Origin of the sequence: Thalassospira sp., from assembly GCF_002709775.1 — a bacterium.
Lineage (GTDB): Bacteria > Pseudomonadota > Alphaproteobacteria > Rhodospirillales > Thalassospiraceae > Thalassospira.
The window spans coordinates 40,881-47,216 of record NZ_PAQR01000030.1 but is presented as its reverse complement, the minus strand read 5'-3'; the positions used below and the strand labels follow the sequence as shown (position 1 = coordinate 47,216).

The following is a 6,336-nucleotide window of genomic DNA, read 5'->3' as shown; positions in this document are numbered from 1 at the left end:
CTGGGCTGCTTCATGGAAAGCCTGTCGATGATCGTGGTGGTGATCCCGTTCTTCTGGCCGGCCCTTGTTGACATCAATGGTGGTGACTGGGCGACAGCCGCAACCGCAGCCTATGGCATGGGGACCGAGGATCTTAAAATCTGGTTTGGGATCCTGGCCCTCATTGTCGTGGAATTGGGGCTGATCACGCCACCTGTGGGCTTGAACGTGTTCATCATCAATGCCCTTGCCAAGGGCGTTCCGATGACCCAGACCTTCCGCGGTGTCATGCCGTTCTTTGGCGCCGAGATCATCCGAATTCTGTTGCTGATCTTTGCCCCGATATTAACGCTGTTTGTGCCAACCATCCTTGGCAATTAGCGACGATCACATGCTTTGCAAAAGCCCGCCCGATATCGTGGCGGGCTTTTCTTTTTGTCGGACCCAAAACCGGCTAAACTGCCCCGACATAACAACGTGATATCCCATCGCAGATCAGAGCATCCATGCGCAACAACATCCCGATCTACAAGCTTTATGGCGAACGCGACGCGGCGACAAAGCCCGGTGCACGCGATGGCTATGATCTGGACCCTGCCAGCACATCTGATCCACAACCAATTACAGAGCCGGAATTCTTTCACCTTGAAAGCATCCCGGAACGGTCGCGCCTGCATGATCTGCACATCAAACCGCACCGCCATACCAACCTGTTTCAGCTGCTCTATATCACCCGTGGGCAGGCAGAGATCAGCTTTGATGACCAGCACCTGACCATGCAGGCGGGCCAACTGATTACCGTCCCGCCTGGCACCGTACATGGTTTTAAGTTCAGTGATGATATTGATGGCTGGGTGATCTCGCTGACCGATTATCACCTGCAGGAAATCCTGAGCCCCGCGCCGAAACTCCTCGCCCGTCTTGATCAGGCAATCTGTGTTGCTACGCGTTCAACATCGGGCGACACCAACGGCCCGGCGGATTTCCTGATATCGCAACTGGTCACAGAATACTACAGCCACAATACCGGCCGGCTGTTTGCCCTGCGCCATATTTTGGGCCTATTGCTTTTGGGCATCGGGCGCACCGTGCCGCAGGACCATTCCGCACGCCTGTCACGCCAAGAACAAAAGACCGAGAAATTCCGCAAGTTTCAGACGCTGGTCGAAACCTTTTACAAGCAGCACAAGTCGCTTGATTTCTATGCCCGAGAAATCGGCGTTACCACCACCCAGCTAAACCGTATTGCGAAGGACATCTATGGCATGACCGCAAGCGAGGTGGTGCAAAACCGCCTGATGCTAGAAGCCAAACGCACGCTGATTTACACCGACATCGCCATTCAGCAGATCGCCGACGAACTTGGCTTTCGCGATGCCGGATATTTTTCGCGCTTCTTTACCAAAAAGGCCGGAGTTTCCCCGGCCCGGTTTCGGCTTGATAATCGCTAGTTCGCGGGGCTTCGCAACGTATCAAGTGTCAGCCACATGCGCACCTGATCAACCACCCGGCCAGACCGGGTTTTCCAGCCCTTGGCAATGAACTTCTCCTCGCCAAACCCGACCTTGCGATACAGGTTAAGCGCGTTGTCATTGCCATCAACAACGTTCAGCCACAGCTTTTCATACTCCGGCGTTTGCGCAATTTTGGCAGCTAAGCTTGATAATGCGGCCTTGCCAAAGCCCTGCCCGCGTTCAAACACGCCAAACTCATCGACCTTGGGCAAAGTCGTCGCCATCTCGGTCATATAGACATAGGCCACCGCCTTCTGATCAATGCGAAAAACCCAAAGGGCTGTGTCCTTTGACCCGGCCAGCGCCGCACTCAGCGCTTCATCGGGCACACGCGCGATCGCATCATAAAACTGCACATCTTCCATCATCTCGCGAATGCGCAGCAGTTCTTCATCAGTTGGCGTTTGCCAGGTACCGGTAATCATGCGTCTTGTCCTGAATGGCGGGTGGTGGCGTTAGAAGATGGCAGTGGTAAACAGCCCGTCTGGTTCGGTCAAGCACCACGACACGCCCTGCATCACGCGGGACAAATTGCCATTGCCGGCCAAAGCCGCTAAAACCAGCCGATAGTACCGCATTTCAAAAGGCCCCCATGCCCGACCACGCCCATAGCACTCCGGCAACCCGCCCTGCCCCGAACGGCAAAACCGCCATGGTGATCGGTGCCGGTCCGGCTGGCCTGATGGCGGCGGAACGGCTGGCGGGTGATGGATATGCAGTGACGATCTATGAGGGCATGCCAAGTGCGGGGCGCAAGTTCCTGATGGCCGGGAAATCGGGGCTTAACATCACGCACAGCGAAGACCTTGAAACCTTTCTTTCGCGCTATGGCACATCGCGCGCCCGTCTTGAACCGCATTTGCGCAAATTTGGGCCCAATCAGATCCGCGAATGGTGCGCAGGACTGGGGGTTGAAACCTTTGTCGGCTCGTCCGGCCGGGTCTTCCCGACCGCGATGAAGGCAAGCCCGCTTTTGCGCGCTTGGCTTAGGCGGCTTGATGAACTCGGCTGCACCATCCATTACCGCCATTACTGGACCTGCTGGAACGCCGATGATCAGGCCGTTTTCAAAACGCCGGATGGCGAGATCACCGCAACCGCCGACATCACCATTCTGGCGCTCGGCGGCGGTAGCTGGAAACGCTTGGGATCAGACGGCAAATGGATGGAAATCCTGCGCAATGCCGGGATCAAGTGCAACCCGTTAAAACCGGCCAATTGCGGCTTTGACATTGATTGGACCGATCATCTGATTGACAAATGCGCCGGGTCACCGGTCAAGGCCGTGACACTGACCTGCGGCGATCAAACAGTGCGCGGCGAGTTCGTGATTTCAAAAACAGGCATCGAAGGCAGTGCAGTCTATGCCATCTCGGCAACGCTCCGCGATCAATGGCTTGAAACCGGTGTTGGCACGCTCACGCTCGACCTCTGCCCCGACCGCACCCTTGATGACGTTACCAAGCGCCTAGCCAAGCCACGCGGCAAAAACTCGCTCGGCAACCATCTGCGCAAAACCCTCGGCCTTGATGCCACCAAAGCAGCCCTCGTTTTCGAAGTCACCCCACGCGAAACCCTGAACGACCCAACCGCACTCGCCTCCGCCATCAAGACCCTGCCCCTTCAAATCAAAAAACCCCGCCCACTCGACGAAGCCATCAGCACCGCAGGTGGTGTCGCTTGGGAAGAACTCGATGAGAACTTCCAGCTTATCAAACGCCCCGGCACCTACTGTCTCGGCGAAATGCTTGATTGGGAAGCACCCACTGGGGGGTATCTTTTAAGCGCTTGTCTTGCTTAAAAAAAAACACCCCAGGTTGCGTTATCCGACAGACTATTTTCGCTCTGATACCACCCAAAGTCGAAAATCGTTAAATCTAATTGACCATACATTCGGTTAGGTTTTAGCTTTACCAAGTGTGCGCCGCAAAAAGACCTTGGACTACAACAAGGTAACGAAGGGTAGTGCTGATATTCGGGTATAAAACGGTTGGGGAACCATCATGAAAAAAGCGATTTTGCGAACGGGTCTTGCGCTCGTTGGTCTGGGACTATTGTCCGGTTGTGCAACAGAACGACAGGAATTCGTCGAAAATCTCAATCTGTATGGCAGCAATCCATATATCGAAGCGCCGCACGTCAAAGATCTTGAACTGCGTATGCGCAAGATTGTTCTCGCTGAACGGTTGGTTGGTCCTGAATTTCGGACAAACTTTGACCCGCGCAATAAAGCGATCCTTGATAACTTCAAAGACAGTTACAGCCATGCTGAGCTCCTCGCCGACATGGAACTCACCCGGATCGAGTTTGAGACTGCGGTCGCCAATACATATCCAGTAATTGGTAGCGAAACAGGCTGTGAGGTCGTCAACAAGGACGCCTACTTTTTTAACACCGACGATGAACCAACGTCCTTTGACTGGGAGTTTGTCAGGGGAAGCTGTGAAGACGGGCTGGCTCATGGCATTGGCGAACTGCGCGCAGATCAGTCAAACGCCCGTTTTGTCGGGGAGTTTGATCGTGGGGTGATGATTGACGGTCTTTTCACCATGCAGCGTGAAGATGGTCGATGGGTAACACAGATCGGGGGCATCCCGGGTGAAACCTACACTGCCCGCTTGCTCAGCACACGAACCAACAAAAACGGTTATCAATGGCACCTTTATGGTGACTTCAATGATCGCGGTCAGTTTGATGGCTTCGCCACGAATATCTGGGGATATACCAACCAGCTGCACGTCAGTGAGGTCGGACAATACAAACAAGACGACCTGAATGGTTTTGGTCTAAGACAAATAAAGCGCGATTACGATGGCGGAAAAGTCATGCATGTCTGGCTCGGCTTTTATCGCGATGACACGCTTAACGGCTGGGGTGCTTGGAGCAATACGATCTATAGTATGACCGTTGGCCTATGGACAGACGGCTCTCTAAACGGAATCGGTTACAATGCGACCACCGACTACGGCAATAGCATGCACACCTATTACGTCGGGAACTATATTGATGGTGATCGCCAAGGCCCATTCAAACTGAACGTTCACGGTATTTTTGGCGAAAACGACGTCGTGGCGAATTACGAGGACGGCTATCGGGTAGACGATTTTGCCAGCGATTTCGATTTTGGTCAGGTGATCGCCCTGACCGCTGGTGCCGTTGCCATCGGGTCGGCGGACATTGACACGACCTCCATGGCTGAAATTGGCGGGGCGTTCGCGGCCGATGTGCTTGGTGATACGGGTGGTACCAACATGCAAAGTCTGCAAGGTGCCTATAACGCCCGATTGGCAAATACGCAGTCTTCGGCTGGGACAGGCGGCAGCACTGGCGGAACTAGCACCGCGGCAGGCGAAAAACTCAACGAGTTCGAAACAACCATTACCTGCCCGGACACAGGTGTCACCAGTGATATCACCATCCCCTATCGCACCGAAGCCTGCCGGGTTGCCGCACTTGATTTCGCAAAGACGTTTTCATGCAACAAGACCGATCAGGACCGCGTCACACAAAACTGCCAGAGCGCCTGCGGCCATCCGCAGTGCTTGCAGCAATAACGCAGCAATCCGCTTAACCTGCTGTTCGACACAAACACCCCTGCTGAGCTATCAGTAGGGGTGTTTTGCTTTGGCCGCATTTGCAATGCAGCATGGACTGTGCCTTAATAGCCTCCTTCAAGATTTAAAAAATCCAAGAATAAAAACAGCGAGGTGAGCCATGACGGGTGCCAGTGATGGCAATTCCAGCAGCGCCGGATATTCTGACAGCGCATCTGATCTGACTCGTATGACCGATGCCGGGCCGGACGCCCTTGCCGCCTATTACGACAATTGGGCCGGCAGCTATGATGCGGACTTGCCCAGGATGGGTTATGAAGCGCCCAAGCGGGCAGCATCCATCATGGTTGAACAAGGGGTGCCGTTTGATGCGCCGATTTTGGATGCCGGATGTGGCACCGGGTTGACCGGGCTTGAGCTTGCCACGGCTGGATATAGCGACATTACCGGCATTGATCTGTCGCTGGAATCCTTACAGGCGGCCGAAGCCAAGGACGTTTATCGCCACCTTAAAAAGCGCGACATGAACAAAACGCTGGCCTTTGGCGATAATGGCTTTGCGGCGGTCCAGTGCATTGGCACACTGACCTATGTGCGTGAAATCAAGCAGCTGTTTTCCGAGTTCTGCCGGGTGGTGAAACGCGGCGGGATTGTCTGCTTTACCCAGCGCAGCGATCTGTATGACGATGCCTTCACCAAGGCGATCCACGCCACCACCAAGGCCAAGAAATGGGAGCTTATTTCCCATTCCGAGCCAATGCCCTACCTGCCCAATCACGAAGATTTCGCCGACAAGAAACACATTTTCTATGATGTGTATCGGGTGAAATAAGCCTGCGATCAGAGCACTAAGCCGCCGCCTAGTGACAGTGCACCGTGCCCTTTTTGCGATCCATATGGCAGCACTGACCGGGTGGGGAGCTTTTGCGGCACCCGCCACCATGTTCAACCGTTTGATCGACAAGTCCCGGCTGCGCGTTTGCGTGATCCGGAACGACCACCAAACCGAATGCGAGTTGCGCGGCAATCGCGAGCGTCATGATTGATTTCATATGCGTTCCTCCCTGTTCCATTCACGATGATACCACCATCGACCGGCAGGAATACTGCCCGTAAGAGCAGGTCAGATTATAGTTGACACTATCAACCATTTTCATGTAGTTGATTAAGTCAACCAAATAGAGATTGCGTCGACGCCCCATAAGCGCCCCACGCTTTGCCGACGCGATACCAAGCGAAATGCCTTGCCGACCCAAGGCCTCCTCGCGCACCGAACGAAAAGAGACTGC

Annotated in this window: 7 protein-coding genes; 5 read left to right on the top strand and 2 right to left on the bottom strand. The window is 54.5% G+C overall.

Annotated elements, in window-relative coordinates; translation table 11 throughout:
* The coding region (locus CMO10_RS12020) for a TRAP transporter large permease subunit (RefSeq protein WP_297022389.1) at positions 1 to 360 on the top strand (360 nt) is incomplete at its 5' end.
* 125 nt (positions 361 to 485) lie between these two features.
* Positions 486 to 1,430 carry a helix-turn-helix domain-containing protein gene (locus CMO10_RS12015; protein ID WP_297022386.1) on the top strand — a complete coding sequence of 315 codons (945 nt, stop codon included), beginning with the start codon at positions 486 to 488 and terminating at the stop codon, positions 1,428 to 1,430.
* Here the strand turns inward: CMO10_RS12015 and CMO10_RS12010 are convergent.
* Positions 1,427 to 1,918 carry a GNAT family N-acetyltransferase gene (locus tag CMO10_RS12010; RefSeq protein WP_297022381.1) on the bottom strand — a complete coding sequence of 164 codons (492 nt, stop codon included), beginning with the start codon at positions 1,916 to 1,918 and terminating at the stop codon, positions 1,427 to 1,429. The genes CMO10_RS12015 and CMO10_RS12010 overlap by 4 nt on opposite strands.
* A 167-nt stretch (positions 1,919 to 2,085) precedes the next feature.
* On the opposite strand from CMO10_RS12010, the gene CMO10_RS12005 reads away from it, so the two are divergent.
* The 3 genes from CMO10_RS12005 (at position 2,086) to CMO10_RS11995 (ending at position 5,879) form a co-directional block, all read left to right on the top strand.
* Positions 2,086 to 3,294 (top strand): TIGR03862 family flavoprotein, encoded by a 1,209-nt coding sequence (locus CMO10_RS12005; RefSeq protein ID WP_297022379.1) that lies wholly within the window; start codon positions 2,086 to 2,088, stop codon positions 3,292 to 3,294.
* 202 nt (positions 3,295 to 3,496) lie between these two features.
* Positions 3,497 to 5,047, top strand: coding sequence for a hypothetical protein (locus CMO10_RS12000; RefSeq protein ID WP_297022377.1), 1,551 nt, complete (start codon positions 3,497 to 3,499; stop codon positions 5,045 to 5,047).
* Positions 5,048 to 5,207: 160 nt separating this feature from the next.
* Positions 5,208 to 5,879 carry a class I SAM-dependent DNA methyltransferase gene (locus tag CMO10_RS11995; protein ID WP_297022375.1) on the top strand — a complete coding sequence of 224 codons (672 nt, stop codon included), beginning with the start codon at positions 5,208 to 5,210 and terminating at the stop codon, positions 5,877 to 5,879.
* 28 nt (positions 5,880 to 5,907) lie between these two features.
* Here the strand turns inward: CMO10_RS11995 and CMO10_RS11990 are convergent, their stop codons facing one another.
* Positions 5,908 to 6,099, bottom strand: coding sequence for a hypothetical protein (locus CMO10_RS11990; RefSeq protein ID WP_297022372.1), 192 nt, complete (start codon positions 6,097 to 6,099; stop codon positions 5,908 to 5,910).
* Positions 6,100 to 6,336: the final 237 nt, after the last annotated feature.